Source organism: Corynebacterium sp. HMSC034H07, from assembly GCF_001815175.1.
Taxonomy (GTDB): domain Bacteria; phylum Actinomycetota; class Actinomycetes; order Mycobacteriales; family Mycobacteriaceae; genus Corynebacterium; species Corynebacterium hiratae.
Window position 1 is genome coordinate 19,363 of the sequence record NZ_KV819482.1, and the last position, 20,701, is coordinate 40,063.

Annotated in this window: 19 protein-coding genes; 13 read left to right on the forward strand and 6 right to left on the reverse strand. The window is 63.1% G+C overall.

Annotated elements, in window-relative coordinates:
- Both HMPREF3009_RS00455 and HMPREF3009_RS00460 read right to left on the reverse strand, forming a co-directional pair.
- Positions 1 to 822 (reverse strand): aminotransferase class I/II-fold pyridoxal phosphate-dependent enzyme (locus HMPREF3009_RS00455; RefSeq protein ID WP_070679309.1); only part of this gene is annotated, 822 nt, incomplete at its 3' end.
- Between the two features lie 10 nt (positions 823 to 832).
- Positions 833 to 2,665, reverse strand: coding sequence for an ABC transporter ATP-binding protein (locus HMPREF3009_RS00460; protein ID WP_070679311.1), 1,833 nt, complete (start codon positions 2,663 to 2,665; stop codon positions 833 to 835).
- 90 nt (positions 2,666 to 2,755) lie between these two features.
- On the opposite strand from HMPREF3009_RS00460, the gene HMPREF3009_RS00465 reads away from it, so the two are divergent.
- Entirely contained in the window at positions 2,756 to 3,292 is a 537-nt protein-coding gene (locus HMPREF3009_RS00465) for a hypothetical protein (RefSeq protein ID WP_070679314.1), read from the forward strand.
- Complete coding sequence (idi, locus tag HMPREF3009_RS00470) at positions 3,289 to 3,813, forward strand: isopentenyl-diphosphate Delta-isomerase (protein ID WP_070679317.1); 525 nt, start codon at positions 3,289 to 3,291, stop codon at positions 3,811 to 3,813. The genes HMPREF3009_RS00465 and idi overlap by 4 nt, the downstream gene beginning before the upstream one ends.
- Here the strand turns inward: idi and HMPREF3009_RS00475 are convergent.
- Complete coding sequence (locus HMPREF3009_RS00475; RefSeq protein WP_070679320.1) at positions 3,810 to 5,081, reverse strand: carboxylesterase family protein; 1,272 nt, start codon at positions 5,079 to 5,081, stop codon at positions 3,810 to 3,812. The two genes, idi and HMPREF3009_RS00475, sit on opposite strands and share 4 nt — an antisense overlap.
- A 174-nt stretch (positions 5,082 to 5,255) precedes the next feature.
- Between HMPREF3009_RS00475 and HMPREF3009_RS13505 the strand changes: the two genes are divergently transcribed.
- Positions 5,256 to 5,411: a hypothetical protein gene (locus HMPREF3009_RS13505; protein WP_168162657.1), complete on the forward strand. Its 156-nt coding sequence runs from the start codon at positions 5,256 to 5,258 to the stop codon at positions 5,409 to 5,411.
- 12 nt (positions 5,412 to 5,423) lie between these two features.
- Here the strand turns inward: HMPREF3009_RS13505 and malQ are convergent, their stop codons facing one another.
- Positions 5,424 to 7,523, reverse strand: a complete 2,100-nt coding sequence (gene malQ, locus HMPREF3009_RS00480) for a 4-alpha-glucanotransferase (protein ID WP_232760839.1) — start codon at positions 7,521 to 7,523, stop codon at positions 5,424 to 5,426.
- A 93-nt stretch (positions 7,524 to 7,616) separates the two neighbouring features.
- Between malQ and HMPREF3009_RS00485 the strand changes: the two genes are divergently transcribed.
- Complete coding sequence (locus HMPREF3009_RS00485) at positions 7,617 to 9,458, forward strand: AMP-dependent synthetase/ligase (protein ID WP_070679327.1); 1,842 nt, start codon at positions 7,617 to 7,619, stop codon at positions 9,456 to 9,458.
- A 125-nt stretch (positions 9,459 to 9,583) separates the two neighbouring features.
- Positions 9,584 to 10,264 (forward strand): hypothetical protein, encoded by a 681-nt coding sequence (locus HMPREF3009_RS00490; RefSeq protein WP_070513599.1) that lies wholly within the window; start codon positions 9,584 to 9,586, stop codon positions 10,262 to 10,264.
- Positions 10,265 to 10,443: 179 nt separating this feature from the next.
- On the opposite strand, the gene HMPREF3009_RS00495 is transcribed toward HMPREF3009_RS00490, so the two are convergent.
- Positions 10,444 to 11,511, reverse strand: coding sequence for a CNNM domain-containing protein (locus HMPREF3009_RS00495; RefSeq protein WP_070679330.1), 1,068 nt, complete (start codon positions 11,509 to 11,511; stop codon positions 10,444 to 10,446).
- The gene (locus HMPREF3009_RS00500) at positions 11,511 to 12,884 is read right to left on the reverse strand and encodes a hemolysin family protein (RefSeq protein ID WP_070679333.1); all 1,374 of its coding nucleotides are present in this window, start codon (positions 12,882 to 12,884) and stop codon (positions 11,511 to 11,513) included. Before HMPREF3009_RS00500 ends, HMPREF3009_RS00495 begins: the two co-directional genes overlap by 1 nt.
- A gap of 140 nt (positions 12,885 to 13,024) precedes the next feature.
- Here HMPREF3009_RS00500 and hemW point away from each other — a divergent pair, with 140 nt between their 5' ends.
- The 8 genes from hemW (at position 13,025) to ybeY (ending at position 20,602) form a co-directional block, all read left to right on the forward strand.
- Complete coding sequence (gene hemW, locus HMPREF3009_RS00505; RefSeq protein WP_070679336.1) at positions 13,025 to 14,161, forward strand: radical SAM family heme chaperone HemW; 1,137 nt, start codon at positions 13,025 to 13,027, stop codon at positions 14,159 to 14,161.
- Positions 14,162 to 14,392: 231 nt separating this feature from the next.
- Positions 14,393 to 14,815 carry a transposase gene (locus tag HMPREF3009_RS00510; RefSeq protein ID WP_070679339.1) on the forward strand — a complete coding sequence of 141 codons (423 nt, stop codon included), beginning with the start codon at positions 14,393 to 14,395 and terminating at the stop codon, positions 14,813 to 14,815.
- A gap of 83 nt (positions 14,816 to 14,898) precedes the next feature.
- On the forward strand, positions 14,899 to 15,894 hold the full coding sequence (locus tag HMPREF3009_RS00515) for a DDE-type integrase/transposase/recombinase (protein ID WP_158010552.1): 996 nt from the start codon (positions 14,899 to 14,901) through the stop codon (positions 15,892 to 15,894).
- A 188-nt stretch (positions 15,895 to 16,082) separates the two neighbouring features.
- Positions 16,083 to 17,117, forward strand: coding sequence for a heat-inducible transcriptional repressor HrcA (hrcA, locus tag HMPREF3009_RS00520; protein WP_046649033.1), 1,035 nt, complete (start codon positions 16,083 to 16,085; stop codon positions 17,115 to 17,117).
- A gap of 54 nt (positions 17,118 to 17,171) precedes the next feature.
- Positions 17,172 to 18,314, forward strand: a complete 1,143-nt coding sequence (gene dnaJ, locus HMPREF3009_RS00525) for a molecular chaperone DnaJ (RefSeq protein WP_070545439.1) — start codon at positions 17,172 to 17,174, stop codon at positions 18,312 to 18,314.
- Entirely contained in the window at positions 18,314 to 19,054 is a 741-nt protein-coding gene (locus tag HMPREF3009_RS00530) for a 16S rRNA (uracil(1498)-N(3))-methyltransferase (RefSeq protein ID WP_070679345.1), read from the forward strand. The genes dnaJ and HMPREF3009_RS00530 overlap by 1 nt, the downstream gene beginning before the upstream one ends.
- 10 nt (positions 19,055 to 19,064) lie before the next feature.
- Complete coding sequence (locus HMPREF3009_RS00535; RefSeq protein WP_046649036.1) at positions 19,065 to 20,030, forward strand: PhoH family protein; 966 nt, start codon at positions 19,065 to 19,067, stop codon at positions 20,028 to 20,030.
- Positions 20,027 to 20,602 (forward strand): rRNA maturation RNase YbeY, encoded by a 576-nt coding sequence (gene ybeY, locus HMPREF3009_RS00540; protein ID WP_070679347.1) that lies wholly within the window; start codon positions 20,027 to 20,029, stop codon positions 20,600 to 20,602. Before HMPREF3009_RS00535 ends, ybeY begins: the two co-directional genes overlap by 4 nt.
- Positions 20,603 to 20,701 lie beyond the last annotated feature (99 nt).

Sequence of the window (20,701 nt, forward strand, 5' to 3'; positions counted from 1 at the left end):
CTTCTTCAGATACTCGATTTCCTCGTCGAGGAACTCCGCACCGTGGCGGTAGGCGGCCTCTGCCGCCAGCACTCCGAGCGTGCCGGTGCCGTCCTTGGCCACACCGCTCAGCGAGTTCCAGCGCTCGACATCCGCGGTGTTGGAGAAGATCACCTGCGCGCACTTTAGCCCTGCGGTATTCCATGCTTTGGACGTGGCGGTGACGGTAATAACGCGGTCGGACAAAGCGCCGAGCGGGATGTGGCGGCCTTCGTAGACCAGCGGGGCGTGGATCTCATCGGAGAGGATGCGGGCATCGTACTTCTCCGCCAGCTCCACCAGCCCTCGCAGCCAGTCCTCATCAAAGACAATGCCCAGCGGGTTATAGGGGTGGGAGAGCAGGATGGAGCCGGCGCCGGCCTGGAAGGCGCGCTCGATATCATCGAGCTCCAGCGAGGTTTCAATCTTCTCGCGCCCGGCGGTCTCCGGCAGCTCCAGCAGCGGCGGGTAGGAGGGAACCGGCACGGCCACCGCGCCCTCAGTAAAGTACTGCACGCCGAGCAACAAGCCGCGCACCACATCCCCGATCCAGAAGACGTGTTCTGGGCGCCAGCCGTAGCGCGATTCGTAGAAATTTGCTATTGCCGCGTTGAGCTCGGAGGCCTTGGGCGCTGGGGTGTAGCCGAAGGATTCGGCGTCGACCGCCTCCTGGATGGCCTCCTTGACCGCCGGCGCGGTGAGGAAGTCTGATTCGGCGATCCACAGCGGGATGACGTCTTCGTCATAGACGGTCCACTTGCGGGTGCCGCGGGCGGAGAGTTCTTTCAGGCTAGGGAAACGCATGCGTCCCACCTTACTCGTCGGTGGCTTGGACGAATCCGTATTTTTTCAATCGCTGCCGGTCGGCGGCGGAGGCGGATTGGGTCAGGCGCAGCAGCTCAGCGTAGATGCCGCCCGACTGCGCCAGCTCCGCCGGCGAGCCGATCTCGGAGATGCGGCCGCGGTCCAGGGTGATGATGGTGTCCACGTCCGCGATGGTGGACAGGCGGTGCGCGATGATGAGCGTGGTGCGGTCCTTCATGAGCTCATCCAGACCAGCCTGCACGGCACGCTCGGCCTTGGTGTCCAGCGCCGAGGTGGCCTCGTCGAGGACGAGGATGGGGGCGTCTTTCAGCATGGCGCGCGCCACGGCCACGCGTTGCTTCTGCCCGCCGGAGAGCTTAAGGCCGCGCTCGCCGATGACGGTGTCGTAGCCATCGGGGAATTCTTCGATGAAGCCGTGTGCATTGGCGCGCTTGGCGACGTCCACGATCTCCTCCATCGTCGCCCCCGGCTTGCCATAAGCGATGTTTTCCCGAATGGTGCCGGAGAAGAGGTAGGACTCCTGGAAGACCACGCCGACCGAGGCGCGCAGGCGCTCCGCAGTAAGTTCCGCAGTGTCGTGGCCCAGTACCGTCAGTTTTCCCTCCGTGGGCTGGTAGAGGCCCAACAGGAGGTTGACCAAGGTGGACTTGCCGCCGCCGGACTCGCCGACGAGTGCCACCTTGTGGCCCTCTTGGGCGGCGAAGGTGATATCGGCGACGACCGGCTTATCCGATTCATAGGAGAAGGACACGTCCTCGAAGGCGAAGACTGGGCCTTCGGTCGGGCGCAGCGGCTCGGCCGGGGTGAGGGCGAGCTCCGGCACGTCGGAGGGTTCAGCGGCGGCGACCAGCTGCGGGTTGACCGTGGGCTCCGGGACTTCCTCCATGACCTTGAAGTAGTCCTTGGAGCCGGCGATGGCGCGCTGGCTGACATCCACGATCCAGCTCATCATGAACACCGGCTGCTTAGCCATGTTTACCAGCTGCAGGAGCATGACCATGTCACCGATGGAGAAATGGCCCTCCAAGGTGCGCCAGAAGATCAGGCCATAGATGCCTAAGAAGATCAGCGCCATGGCCGCGCCACGGGCGGTATCCATGGAATGCCACCAGCGCGACTGCGGCTTCGTGGTATCCACCACCGTGCGGTAGCGCGAACCGAAGGAGGCCAACTCGCGGGCCTCAGCGACGAAGGACTTAGTCACCTTTACCTGGCCGATGACCTCCGCGAAGCGCCCGTTGGCCACGTCGATGTTCTCATTCTTGATGGCCTCAAACTTCTGCCAGCGCTCCGAGGTCAGCGCGGTGAGCCACATATAGATAGGGAAGAGCGCGGCCAGCAGGATGGCCAGCGGCCAGTAGTAGACCGCCGTGATGACCAGGACTGCGGCGGCCTGGATGAGCATGACGAAGAAGTTATTGGAGAAGGACTGCAGGAACTGCGTGATATTCGCAATCGAGCGGTCCAAGCGCGCAATGATGGTGCCGGTGACCTGGTTGTCGTAATAGCCCTGCGGTACAGAAAGCAGCTTGGCAAAGTAGCGCGTCGAAAGAATCTGGCGCAGGCGTGCGACCATGACATCGCCGATATAGCCGCCGATATTCTTCACGACGTTGCCCAGCGCGTCCGCCACAAAGAGTGCCACGACCCACCACAGGATGGTGCGCAGCGGGCCGCCTGCGACGACGGTGTCGGTGGCCTCGCGGAGGATAAACGGGGTCAGCAGCGACAGAATCGCGGTGACTGACGCGGTGATAAGGACGCCAAGATAAAACGGCCACAGGGCGGATGCGCTGCGGACGATGCGGAGAATAGAGTTCATCGCCGGCCGATGTTACGCCCTTAATAGGAATATCCAACCCGTCGACTAAGGTAGGGGAGAAACCGAAGTCGTGATGGAAAAGGATCCGCGGTGAAGAAATACCTCCCCCTAGCGTGCGCCCCGCTGTGCCTGGCTGCCCTATCAGGCTGCAGCATCCTCCAGCCGCCGGACGTGGGCCCGCAGGACAACATCGTGGTCTCCAGCTCGGAGCCGCCGGCCTTTGAGGCCAAGGACGTAGACGCCCACGAGGTCACCTCCAACCTGGCGGCACCCGTTAAAGATGAGGGCCTCAACGTGGAATTTGAGCTGCAGGGCCTGTACTCCGGCGGTGGCGGAACGGTGCTGACGGTGAAGATTCACAACCTCAACGAGGTGCCCCTGCCTGCCGACGCCCTCGCGGAACCCACCTTGGAGCGCGCCGACGGCAATGGCGGCTGGGCCACCGTGGATCCCGTCCCTTATGACCCGGAGGTCAACGTGGACCTGGCCGCGCCGGGCTTGGATCACCCGCTGGGCGCCGGTGCGTCCACCAACCTTCAATATGTCTACAACGTTGCCCCAGGCAACCTCTGGAACGCGCGCTTTAGCATCGGCAACGTGCGCTATGTAGGAGACCTCAATCTATGACGGAACTCGTCGTTTTAGCCTCGCCGGAAGGAAAACCCGCCGGCACTGCCGACAAGGCCGCCATACACACTGCGGATACCCCGCTCCATTTCGCCTTTTCTGCGTGGGTGGTGCGCGATGGCCAGCTGCTGCTGACCCGCCGCGCCCTGTCCAAGCTGACCTGGCCTGGCGTGTGGACCAATTCCTTCTGCGGGCACCCGGGCCCGGATGAGGAGACTGCCGCCGCCGTCGTCCGTCGCGGTCGCTTCGAGCTCGGCCTGACCGGCACACCGCGTTTGGTGTTGCCGGACTTTGCTTACCGCGCGGTGGATTCCTCCGGCGTGGTGGAGAATGAAATCTGCCCAGTCTATCTCTTCGAGACCGAAGACGATCCGATGCCTAACCCGGAGGAGGTCGACTCCTTCGCGTGGGCCCCGGTGCGCGATGTGCTCGCTGCCGTCGACGCCACGCCTTTTGCCTTTAGCCCGTGGATGGTGGAGGAGCTGACCCACGAGCCGCTGCGCGCGGCCCTTCTGGCCTAGAGCAAGCTTCCGTCCTGAGCAAAGGCCGCCGAAATATAATCCAAGCTGGAATACGCCACGCGATGCTCGTCGTTGTCTAGGTTGTACTCCCAGATAGCGTGCTCCGGGCGGTAGGCCTCGAATCCGGGCTCGCCTGTGCGCACAAAATCCTGCAGCCACTGGGCTAGCGGCGTCCTGCCGAAGAGCGGACGCAGCTCCTCGCAGTGCAGGGCCGGGCCCGAGGATCGGGTAAATTCCACCATCCAGGTCTTCCCCGGAGCCTTCTCCGCCACCTCGGCCGCCCACCGGCGAATGATGGAATCTCCCACCATCCGGCCCATCGGGCGCTCCTTGTCCATGTGCTGCGCCACCTGATACCAGGGTGTGAAGCCGTTGCGGGGAAAGCCGAAGCGCGGCGCCGCATAGCGCAGGATGAGGGCACGGAAAGGGGAGCGGTCGACCTTCTGCGTGGCTGGGATGTTGTAGAACTCGTCGCGGGTGCTGGCGAGGATGAGGGGGACGTCGGCAAGCTGCCCACACTCCAGCGGGGTGGGGCCCAGCGCCATATCGAGGCTGTACTTCTTGCGGAACTTGGCGTAGCCGGCGGCGAGCTCCTCCTGGCTCATCGCCGCCAGGGAGGAACGCGTGATGGGCTTTTTCATCACCTGGCGCAGAGTGGCACTGCGCTCCTCGAAGCTCTCTCGCGGGAAACCAGGGGACAGAGCTAGCGCTCGCCGAAACGCCCCTCGGTAGTGGTCGCGCCGGCACAGCCACAGTACGGCGTTGGCGCCGGCGGACTGGCCCAGGATGGTGACGTTGGTGGGATCGCCGCCGAATGCCTCGATGTTGTTCTGGATCCATTCCAAGCCCAACTGCAGGTCCTCGATGGCGCGGTAGCGGTCGGGCTCGTCATCACGAAAACGGGCAAGCCCCGGCAGCCCAACGCGATAGCCCAGTTGCACGTGGACGATGCCCGCCTGTGCGGTCGGCGTGCCCTCCGCGCGGGGATCCCCGTGGGAACCGTGCTCATAGCGGCCGCCGTGGATATAGACCAACGTCGGCGCCAGGGACGTCGCGCGGCTGCCGGGCGCGGGGGCGGTGATGGTCAGCGCGATCTTCTCCGGGTGCGGGGTGCGCGCATCCTGGTCACGTGGCGGTGCGGGTTCGGGGTTCTCAAAATCCCCGGGGATGTGGGAGTACTCGATGGAATGGAAATGGGCCACGTCCTCATCGAGGTAGCCGGTGATGGTGCCCGCGGGGCAGGTGACGGTGAAAGGTGCACGGCTCATGCACAACAGGCTACCCTGAGGGCATGGAATGGCTCGTGCAGGCGCCGGTGTGGGTGCAAATGGCGGTGCTCGCCGTCACGGCGGTGCCGGCCGCAACCGTCATGGGGTGGCTCCTGATGTGGGCAATCGACCGGGTGTATTCGTGGCTTGTGCCCGTGACTAGGATGAAGAACCATGACTCCCGATGATCACCGCGAAGGCCTGTGGGACCCCGAGCGCTCCGAACACGTCCACCGCAAGCGGGCACTGCCTAAATCCCGAGTGAGCGTGACCCTGTGGCTGATGATCGCGCTCATCGTCGTGGTGGCAGTGGTGGGCGTCGTCCTTTAAAGGGACGACGCCTTAGCGCTCGTGCCCTGGCCTCTTGGCGGCTTGGGCGAGGCGCTGGTAGAGCTCCTGCTTCGGTAGATCCTCCAAGAGGACTGGCTCGCCGGCGGTATTGCACAGCGGGATACACCAGTTGGGGTACTGGTCCTTCGTCGTGCCCGGTTGGTTCTGTGCGCGCACGTCACCGACCATATCCACCACGTTGGTCACCGTCAGTGCCGAGGGAGTTCCCGCAACATAGCGGTGCAGGGCAACCAGCACGTCCTCTTCGTTCTCGCGATTGTCCAACATGCCATAGGCCTGCAGATTATCCTTGACCTCTTCCTGCCACGCGCGGTCCTCGGCCTCTTCTTCCGCCACCGGGCGGGTCAGCAGACCCAGGCGGGCGCGCAGTGCGATGTGATCGCCGCGCAGGAAGGCGAGCGTTGGCGGCAGATCGTGCGTGCCCACCGAGGACATCGCCATGTGGCGGTACTGATCCTGCGGGCGCGGGGTGGGGCCTTCGTTGGCGTGCTCAAACCAGATGATCGTGGTGCCAAGTACTCCCATGTCCTGCAGGGCATTCTGGACCCAGGGTTCCAGGGTGCCCAGGTCCTCGCCGACGAGGACCGCGCCGGCGCGTTCGGCCTCGAGCGCGAGGATGCCGAGCATGGCTTCCCAGTCATAGGTCACGTAGGTGCCGTTGAGTGGGGTGGACTGGCGCGGGATCCAGTACAGGCGGAAAAGGCCCAGCACGTGGTCGACGCGCAGACCGCCGGCGTTGCCCAGCATCGTGCGCAGCAAATCGCGCCACGGCTCGTAGCCGGCTTCTGCCAGACGGACCGGGTGCCACGGCGGCTGCGACCAGTCCTGGCCCTGCTGGTTATAGTCATCCGGCGGAGCACCCACCGAGCACTGGGGAGCCAGGTACTCGGAGAGGTTGACAGCATCGGCACCCGCGGGGTGGATGCCCACGGCCATATCGGTGATAAGCCCGATGCTCATGCCGGCGTCGAGCGCGCGGCGCTGGGCGGCATCCAGCTGCTCATCGCAGAGGAACTGCAGCCAGGAATAGAACTCGGCTAAGTCGTTGACGTCGAGGCTCAGCGCGTGGCGGCGACCACTGTGGCGCGAGAGTTCAGTCTCTGCACACCACAGCGCGAAATTGCGCAGGCCGCGGCCCTCGCGGCGCTGGTACTCGCTGAAGGCGGTGCGGCGCTCCGGGGTCATTCCCTGGTTGAAGAGCTCCTGCAGCACCTGCAGCTTGGCCTCGAAGATGGAATCGCGGTCGATCTCTTCGGCAGACCGGTTGCGCTCGCGGAACTCGGCGGCGAGCTCGGCGACGTCCTCCTGAAGCTCCGGGCTGAGCTGTTTCAGCTCCGGAATATCCTCGATGCGGATGTAAATCGGGTTGATGAAACGCCGCGTGGTGGGCAGGTAGGGCGAATCCTCCACAGGCGGGATTGGCTCGCCCGCGTGCAGCGGGTTGATAAGGAGGAAGTCATAATCCGGAGCCAGTACCTCCGCGAGCTCGGCTAGATCTCCGAAATCGCCCATGCCCCAGGACTTCTCGGAGCGCACCGAATACAACTGCGCCATCGCGCCCGCGGCGGGGCGCTCGAGGAAGCGATCTGCTGTGCTCAGATGGTTCGGCACGACGATGAGCGGGCATTCGTGTTCGCCGATGCCGGGCGAGGATAAGTGCAGCTTGTGGAAACCTAAGGGCAGGTCACCGGGGACGTGGAAGCTGGCCTCGCCCCACATGGTTCCGGCGACGTCGGCAGCCGGGGCGTTGTTCGGATCCTGGTAAGTCGGCCGCGTCTCGCCGTTTTCCAGCTCGATGGTGACGGTGACGGGGTCGCCGTCGTGGACGTGGACGACGAAAGACTTTTCGGCACCCTCGCGGGCCACCACGCACGGCGGCAGCGGGCGGGAGGCGCGCTCGAGATAATCCTCGAACAGGGCTTGGGTTAGCTCCTCATCGTCCGGACGGTCGGAGATAGAGACGCCGAGTGCGCGCAGCGTATAGGTAATTGTTTCCTCGCTGACGTACACGGGCTGTCCGTTCTGGGCGGTGTACTCGCAGGCCACGCCGTGGCGTTGGGCAAGTTCTTGAAGCAGATCACGGGTAGTCACATCCCCCAATTGTGCCACGCCCTCCCCGCGCGCGGGAGAAATCCGGTTGGTAGAGTGGGCTGGAATTTAATTTTTGTGGGAAAGGACACAACTGTGACTTTGAATGAAGCGCATACGAAAGCGGAGTTCGAGATCAAAGACGGGGAGACCTGCCTTACCGCCATGATGGCTACGGCACACGCCCGCCCACATGGCGTGCTGTTTACCCGCCCCGCGAACTACGAGTGGGTCAACGTCACCGCCAAAGAGTTCGTGGAAGAGGTCTACGCGGTGGCCAAGGGCCTCATCGCTTTCGGCGTGGAGCAGGGAGACCGCGTGGCTCTTATTTCTACCACCCGCTACGAGTGGTCCCTGTTGGACTATGCCATCTGGGCCGCCGGTGCTATCTCCGTTCCGGTGTACCCGTCTTCATCGATGTCACAGGTCCAGTGGATCATTGAGGATTCCGGCGCGATCCTCGCCATTACGGAAACCCGCGAGCACTCCGAGCTGGTTAAGCACCTGAAGCTGCAGGAGGATGGCACCCCGCAGCTGCACGGCTCGCCCTCCCAGCTGCGCCGCGTGCTAGAGATTAACTCTTCGGCCATCGATACGCTGAAGTTTGAGGGACGCGACATCAGCGACGACACCGTCGACCAGCGCATCGAAGCCACGAACACCGATGACGTCGCCTCGCTGGTCTACACCTCTGGCACCACCGGTCGCCCCAAGGGCTGCATGCTGACCCACCGCAATTGGCTGGCAGAGGCGCGCGGCCTGCTGACCAACCCCATTGGTGCCATCGCCGTGCCGGGTGCGCACGTTTTGACCTTCCTGCCTTTGGCACACGTCTTTAGCCGCGCGGTGTCACTGGCGGTCACCATCGGCGGTGCCTCCCAGAACCACTGGTCCGATTTCGGCACCATCACCATCGAATTCGCGCGCTCCCGCCCGAACCTGATCCTCGGCGTGCCGCGCGTGTTTGAGAAGGTACGCAACGGCGCGTCCGCGAAGGCCCACGCCTCCTCCGCATTCAAGGGTGCAATCTTCGACCAAGCTGAAAAGGTCGCCATCGAATACTCCAAGGCGCTGGATACTCCGGAGGGGCCTAACCGAGTCCTCAAGGCCAAGCACAAGGCCTTTGACAAGCTGGTCTATTCCGCCATCCGCCAGGCGATGGGCGGCGAGGTCAAGTACTGCATCTCCGGTGGTTCGGCCATCTCGCAGGACTTGCTGCACTGGTACCGCGGCATCGGCGTGACCATCTACGAGGGCTATGGCCTGACGGAGACCGCAGCGGCTGCCGCCGTGGACTTCGTGGACCAGTCCATCGGTACCGTCGGCCCGCCGCTGGGTGGAACGACGCTGCGCATTAACGACGACGGCGAAATCATGATCAAGGGAGATATCGTCTTCAAGGGCTACTGGCAGAACGAGGAAGCCACCGAGAACTCCCTGCAGGACGGCTGGTACAACACCGGCGACCTGGGTGAAATCGATGAGGACGGCAAGCTCGTTATCACCGGCCGCAAGAAGGACCTCATCGTCACCGCCGGCGGCAAGAACGTCTCGCCGGGGCCGATGGAAGATATCCTGCGCTCCCACCCGCTGATTTCCCAGGCCATGGTGGTCGGCGACGGCAAACCCTTCATCGGCGTCTTGCTCACCCTCGATGAGGACGCGCTCAAGCGCTGGAAGGCCGATCACAACATTTCCGCGACCAAGGGCATGCGTGAGGTAGCTGCTGATCCGGCACTGCGCGCGGATATTCAGGACGCCATCAACCAGGTCAACGCTACGGTCTCCCACGCCGAGGGCATTAAGAAGTTCGTCATCCTCGACCAGGACCTCACCGAGGAAAGCAACGAACTCACCCCCACGATGAAGGTGAAGCGCTATGTCGTGGCGCAGCGCTACGCAGCGGAAATTGAGCGCCTCTACGCCGGCAAGAAATAAGGCTGGATGGAGTCTGTGAATTCCTTCGGAGTGTCGCGCAGACCCACGGGAGAATCTCTAATAGAGTCAGCGGGGTCAGAAAAACTCTAAACCTCAACTAGAGGTTCTCGCGGAAAGGGCAGCCTATGCACAAAATCGCAGCCGAGCTGCGCCACCGTGAGCTGACCCAAGAAATCTATAACATCGGCGACGAAGTCGTTGACTACATTGAGCACCTCATCGAGGCCATCGAGGACTGGGATGATGAACTCTCCCTCGACTGCTTGGCTGAGCTGGGGGACATCGTCGAGGACGCCCGCGTGGATTCCGGGCGTTGTGTCGGCGAACTCATCGGCCTGCGCCACGCGCTGGTCTCCGGGCTGAAGTCCGGCACCATCTCGGCTGCCTCCTCCGGCGACAACGACGTTGAGGAACCGAAGCAGCTTACCGCCCGCGCGCTCGCTGAGGGCCTGCCCATCTCCGGCCCGCCCGTTGTGGTTTCGGAGCTGGCAGAAACCCTGCGCGGCCGCACCGCCGCGGTGGCCGCCTACCTGCGCGAGCTGGTTGAGTACGTGCTGGCGCAAACCGACGCCGTGGCCCGCAACCTCGATGTGGTCTCCCTGCCGAACCTGTACAAGCGCGCCGGCGAGTCCGCGCTCATTGCAGTGCAGGCCTGGCGCCACACCGTCGTTGAGGCACACCCCGCCTTCGTGCGCACCATGCGCGGGCATAACCCGCCGCCCTTCCTGGAGGAGCGCGCGCGTATCGACGCCGTTGTTGCCCGTGTGCGCGCCAAGCGTCAGAAGAAGGCCGCCACGACTGCCTAGTCGCCGCATCACAGACTTCCTTGTTGCCAACACACAAGGATTACCTAAGAAAAGCGCCACCGAGATTCCCTCTCTCGGTGGCGCTTTTCGCTGTTAGCGTGTCACGTCTAGCTTCGTGTGCCACGCCTAGCTTTCCGTGTCACGCTTAGCTTCGTGTTCCCCCGTTTAGCGCGTAAGCGCTAGACCCCCGGGTTCTTCGACGCCGGCACGGCCTGGTCCAGCTGCTCCGTAATCTGCGGCCACAGCTGGCCCATGATGTCATCCCAGGTGAGGATCCACACCGTCTTGTCCTTGGTGGGCTTGCCCACGACGACGAGCTGCTCATTGCGGGCGCGCATCTGGTCCAGCGTCTTCTGCACGGTGGAGGAGGAGCCCACCGCCAGTGCGGGGCGCGAGAAATCTAGCACCGGAGTTTCCGGGTCCGCCAACAGGGTGTCGCGCACATGGACGATGCGGGGGATGCGCGAGGTACGCGGGTAGACCAGCACGCGCATGATGGACTTGCGTACTACGAGCTCGTGGAGCTCGGCCACGGTGGCATCGGAGGAAAGCGGCAGGATTTCCGAGCCGTGCTCGCGGGCCAACTGGGCCGCGGTGGAGGCTTCCAGCTCGATGACGCCGGTGATCTGGTTCGCGGAGTCGTCGTCAAGCGTGCCCGTCAGGCGCGAGTGCTCGACCAGATGGCGCAAGGTTTCTGCGTCGTAGCCGGCTGCACCGGCGCGGTCCACAGGTTCTTCACCAGTCATGCGGACCAGCTTGTTGGCCATCTTGTTAATCCAGATCAGCAGCGGGCGGAAGAGCCAAATGAAGCCGCGAGCAGGGACCGCGATGAGCTGCAGAGCCGTTTCCGGGTGGGCAATGGCCCAGGACTTCGGCGCCATTTCACCGATGACCAGGTGCAGGAAGGTCACGACGAAAAGGGCCAGCAGGAAGGAAACGACGTCAGCAACGCCCAGCGGCAGGCCAAGGGCCTCCAGTGGCGTCATCAACAGGTGATGGACCCACGGCTTGGTCACGGCACCCAGGACGAAGGTCGCGGCGGTAATGCCCAGCTGGGCGCCGGCCAGCATGATGGTCAGCTCATTGAGCGAGCGCAGGCCTGCGCGCGAAGCCGCCGAGGATTCCGCGGTTTCCTCCAAGCGGTTGCGGCGCGCGCCCATGAGGGAGAACTCGATGACCACGAAGAACGCGGAAGCAGCGATGATGAGAACAGTGATAAGGAGGTTGAACCACCAGGTATCAGTCATTAGTCATCGTCTCCTTCCGGGAATTCCTCCACGAGCTCGAGTGCCAGGACGGAGGGAACGTGGCGGTCGATTTCCTCGACGCGCACGTTGAGCGTGCGGATGGGGGCTTCGTCGCCGTCGACCCAATCTTCCGGCTCGGCCTCAAGCTCGATGGAAAGCTCTTCGCCTTCTTCCGGCAGCGTGCCGGAATGAGCGATGAGCAGGCCGGCGACGGTTTCGAAATCGCCCTCTGGCAGGTCGTGGCCGATGGCGCGCTCCACCTCGTCGATGGGCGTGTCACCGTCGACGATCCAGTGCGTCTCGTCCTGCTCAGTGATTTCCTCGGTTTCTTCGAGGTCGTGCTCGTCGGTGACATCGCCGAGGATTTCCTCGGCCAAGTCCTCCATGGTCACGATGCCGACGAAGCCGCCGTATTCGTCGATGACGCAGGCGAGTTTCTCGTCGGCGTCGCGAAGCTCCGTGACGACGTCGGGAAGCGGCATGAGCTCCGGCACCACCACGGGGGCCTTCATGATTTCGCGGGCCGGGGTGGCCGCGGGCAGCTCGGTGCCCAGCACGTCGTAGAGGTGCACCACGCCGATGGGATTGTGTTCATCGTCGATGATGGGGTAGCGGGTGTGGTTCTCCGACATCATCTCGCGCACCTCGCCGATGGTGGTTTCGGGCTCGATGACATCCACGCGCGAGCGCGGAATCATGGCGTGTCCCACGTCGTGTTCGGGGAAGTCGAGGAGGCGGTCGAGCACCAGGTAGGTGTCCTCATCCAAGTCGCCGGCCTCGTGGGAGGCATCGACGATGGACTCCAAGTCATCGGTGGTGGCAGAAGAATCGACATCCTCCACCGGCTCGATGCCGAATAACTTGAGCAGGGCATTGGAGGAATACTCGAAGAAGTGGATGAGCCAGCCAAAAATCTTGAGGTACCACATCGTCGATGCGGACAGCCACAGCGCTGACTTCATGGGGGCTGCGATGGTGTAGTTCTTCGGGAAGAGCTCGGCGAAGAGCATGGTGAGAACCGTCGAAATAGCAAGCGCCGCCACGGTGCCTACCGCGACGGATACACCCGTGGGCACGCCCACGCCGCCCAGCAGCTGGCCCAGGCCTTGGCCCACGAGGGGCTCGGCCACATAACCGATGAGCAGGCCGGTAATCGTGATACCCAGCTGCGCGCCGGAGAGCATGAAGGATGTCTTTTGCGTGATCTTTAAGGCGCGCTCCGCGGGCTTATCCCCAGTCGCTGCGCGCTGGCGCAGCTGCGTGCGGTCCACCGACATGAAGGCGAATTCCTGCGCCACGAAGTAGGCGTTGGCCACGATAATGAGAGCGATGACGGCGAAACCCGCCACAATCATCAGGATGGCAGATAACACGGCTTACCCCACCGCCTTAAGGAGGCGGCGGGGACATCGACTCGGAGGTTCCACTTAAAAGAGGCCTTTCTTCACTATCGGGGTTGCAAATCTGCACTATAGACTACCGCTTTAACGGCGCTGTCGGATACTTTGTTCCCATGGATCCCTTTGGTCTCTACATTCACGTTCCTTTCTGCGCCTCCCGTTGCGGCTACTGCGACTTCAACACCTATACCCCGGGTGAGCTGGGAGGGGACCTGACCAGCGATTATCTGGCTGCTCTGGAGAAGGAACTGGAGATGGCGGCGGCCCAGGTGGGGCGCGAGGCCGAGACGGTTTTTATTGGCGGTGGCACGCCGAGCCTGCTGGGCGCCGACGGCCTGGGCCGTGTCTTGTCGAAGGTTCGCGACACCTTCGGCCTCGCCCCGGACGCGGAGGTCACCACGGAATCCAACCCGGAATCCACCTCGCCGGAGTACTTCGCTGGGCTTCTCGACGCCGGCTTCACCCGCCTTTCCCTGGGCATGCAATCCGCCTCCCCGGGGGTGCTCGCCGTGTTGGAGCGAGCCCACACGCCGGGCCGGGCCTTCGATGCGGCGCGCGAAGCCATCGATGCGGGCTTCGAGCACGTCAACTTGGACATGATTTATGGCACGCCGACAGAAGAAGATGCCGACGTTGCCCTGACGCTGGAGCGTGCCCTGGAGACCGGGGTGGATCACATCAGCGCGTATTCGCTCATCGTGGAGGATGGCACGCGTATGGCCCGCAAGGTATCGAAGGGCCTGCTGCCAGCACCGGATGAGGACGTGCTGGCCCGGCGCTATGGGATGATCTCTTCCACGCTCGAGGCCGAAGGTTTCGAGTGGTATGAGGTGTCCAACTGGGCCAAGCCGGGCGGGGAGTGCCAGCACAACCGCATCTACTGGGTGGACGGCAATTGGTGGGGCGCGGGCCCGGGCGCGCATTCGCACCTGGGCAACGAGCGCTTCTTCAACGTGAAAAACCCGCGGACTTACATTAAGGCCGTGGGCGAGGGGGAGCTGCCCATCAAGGAGCGCGAGCAGCTCAGCGCCGCCGACCGCCACACCGAGCGCATCATGCTGGGCCTGCGCCTGCGCGAGGGCATCCCGGCGTCCTGGCTCGCGCCGGCCGCCGAGCCCGTGGCCGCGCGTTTCATCGAGCGCGGCCTGTTGGAGCGTGCCGGCGACCGCCTCCGCGTGACCAAGGATGGGCGCTTGCTCGCGGATGGCATCATCACCGACCTCCTCGTCGCTGAAGACACCGCTCGTTAGCGGCTTGCCCCACCTGCGGGCCGGCCTCCAAGTCCGCATCAGCTGGCCCACTAGCGGCTGGCTTCGACCCTCGTAGATGGTTCCAGTGAAAAGGCTCCAGTCAGAAGGTTTGTTTGGGGGGGCAAACAAACCTTCCTTGGGCTGCTAAAAGGTTCGTTTCCCTTATTGCCAATGGAGTTGTGAACATCCCAGTAGTCCCCGGTGATTGCCGGGGGAGAAAGGAAAGTGTTCATGACTATCTCCATCCCGCCAGAGGATATGGTTCCGCAAGGTCGGTATACCGCAGAACAAAAGGAGAAGGTGGTCCTTGAGTACTACTCGGTCAAACATGGGCAGCGCCGGAAGTACTTGGACTCCATCGGTGTCAGTTATAGCTCGTTTAAGCGTTGGCGGAAGCAGTTCGCCGGCGGGGATCTAGCCACAGGGCTTACGCCAAGGCACAATATCCCTGTGTGCCCAGAAAACATCAATGAGTACAAGCGCCTCCGCAAAAGCAATGAAGCCTTAAGCGATGAAATAGCCAGGCTCAAACAGCAGTTAGCGGAAAAGGACGAAATCATTGCTCGTAAGGCCGAGCAGACTGAAGCTCACTGTCGGGCAGTTGATGCCATGGGAAAAGCTATCGCCATCATGCAGAAGTATTCCGAGGATTAACGCGTGGTGGCCGTACTTTAACTGCTGAGCAACGTGCTGATTATGTTGAGTTTCTTAAAAGCGAAGAACTCATCGTCGAAGGCTTGGTTGAGGCGGGCTACTCTTTAACCCGCGCGTTGAAGATTATTGGTCTTGGTCGAACGACCTGGTATTACCGGCACAATCCTCGACCATGCAAGGCACCTAGTGCGTCTTTGCCTCATCCTCGCAAGCTAGATGAAAGTGACTACACACGCATTGCTGAGCTGCTTGTTCGCGGGCGGGCGCAAGGCTTGTCAGTTGCCAGAATCTTTTTTGATCATCTTGATGGTCCCGATCCGCTTTTAGCGTCGATTCGGACGTTCTACCGGATTAACGCTCAACTGTTTCCAGCATTAGAACGGCGCAGGCGGCCAACTACACCAGCGCGAGGGGTTCCTATTATCACCGCAGATAGGCCCGGGCAAGTACTGTGCTGGGACATCACGTGGCTGCCAGGATCTTTTGTCACCAAAGGCTTTCATCTTTACACGGTGTTGGATTTGTACTCGCGCAAAGTCGTGGGATGGACTGTCCAACACCGACAGGAAAAGACCATCGCTACACGCCTGATCGAACAAGTCATTGCTGACCAGGAACTCAACGGTCACAGCGTTGACGTCGTACACACCGACAACGGCAAAGTCATGACCTCACACATGATGAAGGCCATGCTGGATGAACGCGGCGTGCAGCTGTCATTGATTCGGCCGAATGTTTCGAATGACAACCCATTTGAAGAGTCATCCCATCGCACAATCAAGCATCACCGCTATGCGTTAGAAACCTATGATGATATCCAGCATGCACAGAAGGTCATCGGCAGGATTATCGACGAATACAATAACCGTGACCGCCACAGCGGGCTTAATGGATACACACCTAGTGAAGTGTATTCAGGCACGTGGCGCGACATCCTTGAGCATCGCCGAGAAAAGGAAACCGTCTACTACGCGACGCACCCTCACCGCAGGCCCCGGACATCCGTCTACAAGCCACCACCTAAAACAGTAGGAATCAACAACGGCAAACCCCTAGCGCCCGAGACAACGAGCGCGTAAAGTAACAACCACATCAAACAGGGGGATGTTCACAACTCAAAGGCAGGCGCCGTTTGGGGGCAAGTGAACCGTATGACCCGAACCATTTGAGTAGAACCACTTGGAAGCGGCGGTGAACTACCTGCCCGTAGTCGTTGATTTCCACAGCTTTTCCACCCCTGACCGCCAGAACGGATAGCCTTAAAGACATGTCCAGCTCCACCGATGCCCGCCGCCAAGAGGTCCTGCGCGCCATCGTCGCGGACTACATCGCCTCGCAATCGCCGGTCGGCTCCAAGGCCCTGCTCGAGCGCTACCAGCTGGGCGTGTCCTCGGCGACGATTCGCAATGACATGGCCGTGCTCGAAGCCGAAGGCCTCATCGCCCAAGAACACGCCAGCTCCGGGCGCGTGCCCACGCAGAAGGGCTACCGCCAGTTCGTCGACACGCTCCACGACGTCAAGCCGCTCTCCAAGGCCGAGCGCCGCGCCATGCTCACCTTCCTCGAAGGCGGCGTCGATTTGGAAGACGTCCTGCGCCGTTCGGTCCAGCTGCTGGCCCAGGTGACCAAGCAAGCTGCCGTGGTGCAGATGCCCAACCTCAAAGTCTCCCGCGTCAAGCACTGCGAGGTCGTAGCTTTGTCACCGGTGCGCCTGCTGCTGGTGCTGATTACGGATAATGGGCGCGTCGATCAGCGCAATGTGGAGCTCGATGACGTCATCGACCCCGAGCAGACCCACCGCCTGCGCGATATCCTCAACACCGCCCTGGAGGGTAAGACGCTCACCGATGCCTCGGCGGAGTTGGCCGCGCTTGTCGACGACTCCCCAGCCGACATCCGCCCCCACCTCCTCAAAGCAGCCACCACGCTGATTGAGACCCTCGTCGAACAGCCCTCCGATCGTCTGATTATGGCGGGCACCTCTAACCTCACCCGCGTGGCCCTGCCCGAGGGCCTGCCGTCGATCATCGAGGCCCTGGAAGAGCAGGTCGTGGTGCTGAAATTGCTGGCCCGCGTGCCGGACCTAGGCAATGTATCGGTCTCTATTGGCGAGGAAAACGAGGCCGATGAGCTGCGCCAAACCTCCGTCGTGGCCACGCGCTATGGTTTCGGCACAGGCTCGGAGGCTGCAGCACTCGGCGGGCTCGGTGTGGTGGGGCCGACGTATATGGACTACTCGGGAACAATCTCCAAGGTCTCTGCCGTTGCACGCTATGTGAGTGAAATTCTGGCGGGCGAGTAAGCTGGCCCGTCGGATTAGATTTAGCATCAACGAGATATAGAAGGATGACAGTACGTGGCTCGTGACTACTACGGCATTCTTGGTGTAGAAAAGTCGGCGTCGGATGCCGAGATTAAGAAGGCCTACCGCAAGCTGGCGCGCAAGTACCACCCGGACGTGAACCCGGGCGATGACGAGGCCGCGGAGAAGTTCCGCGAGGCTTCCCTTGCGCAGGAGGTTCTGCTGGATCCGCAGAAGCGCCGGGTTGTGGACATGGGTGGTGACCCCATGGAGGAGCGCGCAGCCCAGGGCGGCGGCTTTGGTGGTTTCGGTGGCGGCGGCCTCGGGGATATCTTCGCCGAGTTCTTCGGCGGGGGAGCTGCCTCCCGCGGTCCGCGTTCCCGCGTGCAGCCGGGCGATGATGCGCTCCTGCGCACCACCATTACCCTCGAGGAGGCCTATAGCGGCGTGAAGCAGCAGGTTAAGGTCGATACCGCTGTGATCTGTGACCGCTGTGAGGGAACCGGTTCCGAGTCCAAGTCCAAGCCGGTGACCTGTGATCACTGCGGCGGCATGGGCCAGGTCCAAGAGGTCCAGCGCAGCATGTTGGGCAACATGATGACCACCCGCGATTGCCCGAAGTGCTACGGCTTCGGCGAAGTAGTCACCGATCCTTGTGGCCACTGCGGCGGTGATGGCCGCGTGCGCAAGCGTCGCGATATTACGGTGAATATCCCCGCCGGCATTGGTGATGGCATGCGCATCCGCATGGCGTCCCAAGGCGAGGTCGGCCACGGCGGCGGCCCCGCTGGCGACCTGTACGTTGAGGTGCACACCGAGCCGCACCCCGTCTTCGAGCGCAACGCCGATGACCTGCACCTGACCGTGCGCGTGCCCATGGTGGATGCCGCGCTGGGTGCTTCGTGCACCGTCGAGCAGCTCGACGGCGAGGAGCTCACCATCGATATCGCGCCGGGCACCCAGCCGGGCGAGTCCATCACCCTCCAAGGAAAGGGCATGCCGCGCCTGCGCACCGACGGCTTTGGCAACCTCCACGCCCACGTGGATGTTGTTGTCCCGACTGACCTGGATAAGAAGACCCGCGAGGCACTGGAGAAGGTCCGCGCCGCCGGCCACGGCGGCACCGAGGTCCACCACGCCGGGGATGGCCAGGGCGAATCCCTCTTTAGCCGCTTCCGCGATAAGTTCCGCCGCTAATGTCTCTGCCCGTCTTCCTCCACCCGGATCTCTCCCTCGCTGAGGTTGGCCAGCCGGTGGGCCTCGAGGGTGCGGAGGGCCGCCACGCGGTCACCGTCAAGCGCATGGGCCCAGGGGAGCACCTGGTCCTGATCGATGGGTCCGGGCGCCGCGCCACCGCGACCATCACCGATACGCAGGGCAAGGACACGCTGGCCGCGCTTGTCGACGACCTCGCGATCATCCCCGAACCCTCCCCGCGCGTCATCGTGGTCCAGGCCATCCCGAAGTCGGAGCGCTCCGAGCTCGCCGTCGACCTGGCCACCCAGGCCGGGGCGGATGAGATCATCGCCTGGCAGGCGGATCGCTGCGTGTCCAAGTGGGATGCCAAGAAGGCCCCGAAGGCGCTAGCCAAGTGGGAATCCGCGGCCGTGGCGGCCGCTAAGCAATCGCGCCGCGCGCGCGTGCCCGCCGTGCGCGGCCCGCTGACCACCCGCCAGCTGTGCCAGGAAATCTCCGGTGCTCGCGCGCTGGTCCTCCACGAGGACGCCGAGGCTCGGCTCAAGGATCTTGCTGACCTCGACTCCGCCGAGACCATCTACCTGCTGGTGGGCCCGGAGGGCGGCATCGGCGCGGAGGAACTAGCCCGCCTGCGGGAGGCCGGGGCGACGGCGATCAAGTTGGGGCCGGAGGTGTTGCGGACGGCGTCGGCAAGCATGGTGGCCTTGGCCAGCATCGGCACCCTGACCGCGCGCTGGTAGCCTTTTGGGCGTGCCTATTATCACCACCAAGTTTGATCTCGATTCCGCCTACCTCGCCACGGTGCTCGGTCCGGCGGACGATAACCTGCGCGTTTTGGGCAACCTCGTGGGCGTGGACCTCTTCGCTCGCGGGACCACAGTCACCGCCGCCGGCCCGGACTATGAGGTGGCCCGCGCGCGCAAGGTCCTCGAAGAGCTCGAGGCGATTGCCCGCCGTGGGCATCCGGTGAGCACCGATACCGTGAAGCACACCCTGGACCTGGTCACGGTGGATGCCCCAGCCTCTGTGTCTGAGACGCTCGCGGCGGATATCGTCTCGCGCCGCGGCAAGGCCGTGCGCCCGAAAACTCTTGGCCAATCGCGCTATGTGCAGGCCATCGATGAGAACACGATTGTCTTCGGTATCGGTCCGGCCGGTACCGGTAAGACCTACTTGGCGGTGGCGAAAGCGGTGCAGGCCCTGCGCGCCAAGCAGGTCAGCCGCATTATCTTGACCCGCCCGGCAGTTGAAGCGGGGGAGAAGCTGGGCTTTCTGCCCGGCACCCTCAACGACAAGATCGACCCTTACCTGCGCCCGCTGTACGACGCTTTGCGGGACATGATCGATCCGGAGATGATTCCAAAGCTCATGGAGGCCGGCATCATTGAGGTCGCACCCCTGGCCTATATGCGTGGCCGCACGCTCAACGATGCCTTCGTCATCCTCGACGAGGCCCAAAACACCACCCCGGCGCAGATGAAGATGTTCCTGACGCGCCTGGGCTTTGGCTCCACCATCGTGGTGACCGGCGATATTTCCCAGGTGGACTTGCCCGGTGGCCAGGTCTCCGGTCTGCGCCTGGTGCGCCGCATTCTGAAGGGCGTGCCGGATATCCACTTCGCGGAGCTGGGCTCTGCTGATGTGGTGCGCCACCAGCTGGTCGGGCGCATTGTCGAGGCCTACGATAACTTTGCTGAGCAGGAGGAGAAGAAATGAGCATCGAGTTTATTAACGAGTCCGGTTATGACGGCGTCAACGAGGAGATGCTGATCGACGTCTGCTCCTACGCCCTCGGCCGCCTCGACGTGAATCCGGATGCCGAGTGCACGATTACTGCGGTGGATCTGGATACCATCGCGGAGCTGCACGTGCGCTGGATGGACCTAGAGGGCCCGACCGATGTGATGAGCTTCCCCATGGATGAGCTCACCCCGGGTGCTACCGCTGGCCGCCCCGACGCGGTGGAGGCCGGACCTGCGATGCTGGGCGATATTGTGCTCTGCCCGGAGTTTGCTCAGCGCCAGGCCACGGCCGCCGGCCACTCACTGGGCCACGAGCTGGCTCTGCTCACCGTGCATGGTTGCCTGCACCTGCTGGGCTATGACCACACCACTGCGGCGGAGGAGAAGGAAATGTTCGGCCTGCAGAACGAGCTGCTGGCGGACTGGTATGAGGACTTGGCGGCGCGTGGCGTGAGCTACCAGCCCAAGCCTTCTGGCCCGAAGGCCTTCCCGGATGCCGCCGAGCGCGCGAAGCTCGATGGGGAAGTCCCCGGCGGCGGTCTGTAATCCGGATGCGGGTGGGCCCACCGCCTGTGTCAGTTGCGGCCAAACACAGGCAGTTCGTTTGCTTAAATGAGGCCAATCGTTGAGGTGCTACGTGGGGCG

What these genes read in the sequence shown, in the direction of transcription:
- HMPREF3009_RS00475 (WP_070679320.1), bottom strand. Translation starts at nt 5,081, where the DNA reads ATGAGCCGTGCACCTTTCACCGTCACCTGCCCCGCGGGCACCATCACC.
- HMPREF3009_RS00495 (WP_070679330.1), bottom strand. Translation starts at nt 11,511, where the DNA reads ATGACTGATACCTGGTGGTTCAACCTCCTTATCACTGTTCTCATCATC.
- HMPREF3009_RS00510 (WP_070679339.1), top strand. Translation starts at nt 14,393, where the DNA reads ATGACTATCTCCATCCCGCCAGAGGATATGGTTCCGCAAGGTCGGTAT.
- hemW (WP_070679336.1), top strand. Translation starts at nt 13,025, where the DNA reads ATGGATCCCTTTGGTCTCTACATTCACGTTCCTTTCTGCGCCTCCCGT.
- HMPREF3009_RS13505 (WP_168162657.1), top strand. Translation starts at nt 5,256, where the DNA reads ATGACTCCCGATGATCACCGCGAAGGCCTGTGGGACCCCGAGCGCTCC.
- HMPREF3009_RS00530 (WP_070679345.1), top strand. Translation starts at nt 18,314, where the DNA reads ATGTCTCTGCCCGTCTTCCTCCACCCGGATCTCTCCCTCGCTGAGGTT.
- HMPREF3009_RS00460 (WP_070679311.1), bottom strand. Translation starts at nt 2,665, where the DNA reads ATGAACTCTATTCTCCGCATCGTCCGCAGCGCATCCGCCCTGTGGCCG.
- ybeY (WP_070679347.1), top strand. Translation starts at nt 20,027, where the DNA reads ATGAGCATCGAGTTTATTAACGAGTCCGGTTATGACGGCGTCAACGAG.
- HMPREF3009_RS00490 (WP_070513599.1), top strand. Translation starts at nt 9,584, where the DNA reads ATGCACAAAATCGCAGCCGAGCTGCGCCACCGTGAGCTGACCCAAGAA.
- hrcA (WP_046649033.1), top strand. Translation starts at nt 16,083, where the DNA reads ATGTCCAGCTCCACCGATGCCCGCCGCCAAGAGGTCCTGCGCGCCATC.
- idi (WP_070679317.1), top strand. Translation starts at nt 3,289, where the DNA reads ATGACGGAACTCGTCGTTTTAGCCTCGCCGGAAGGAAAACCCGCCGGC.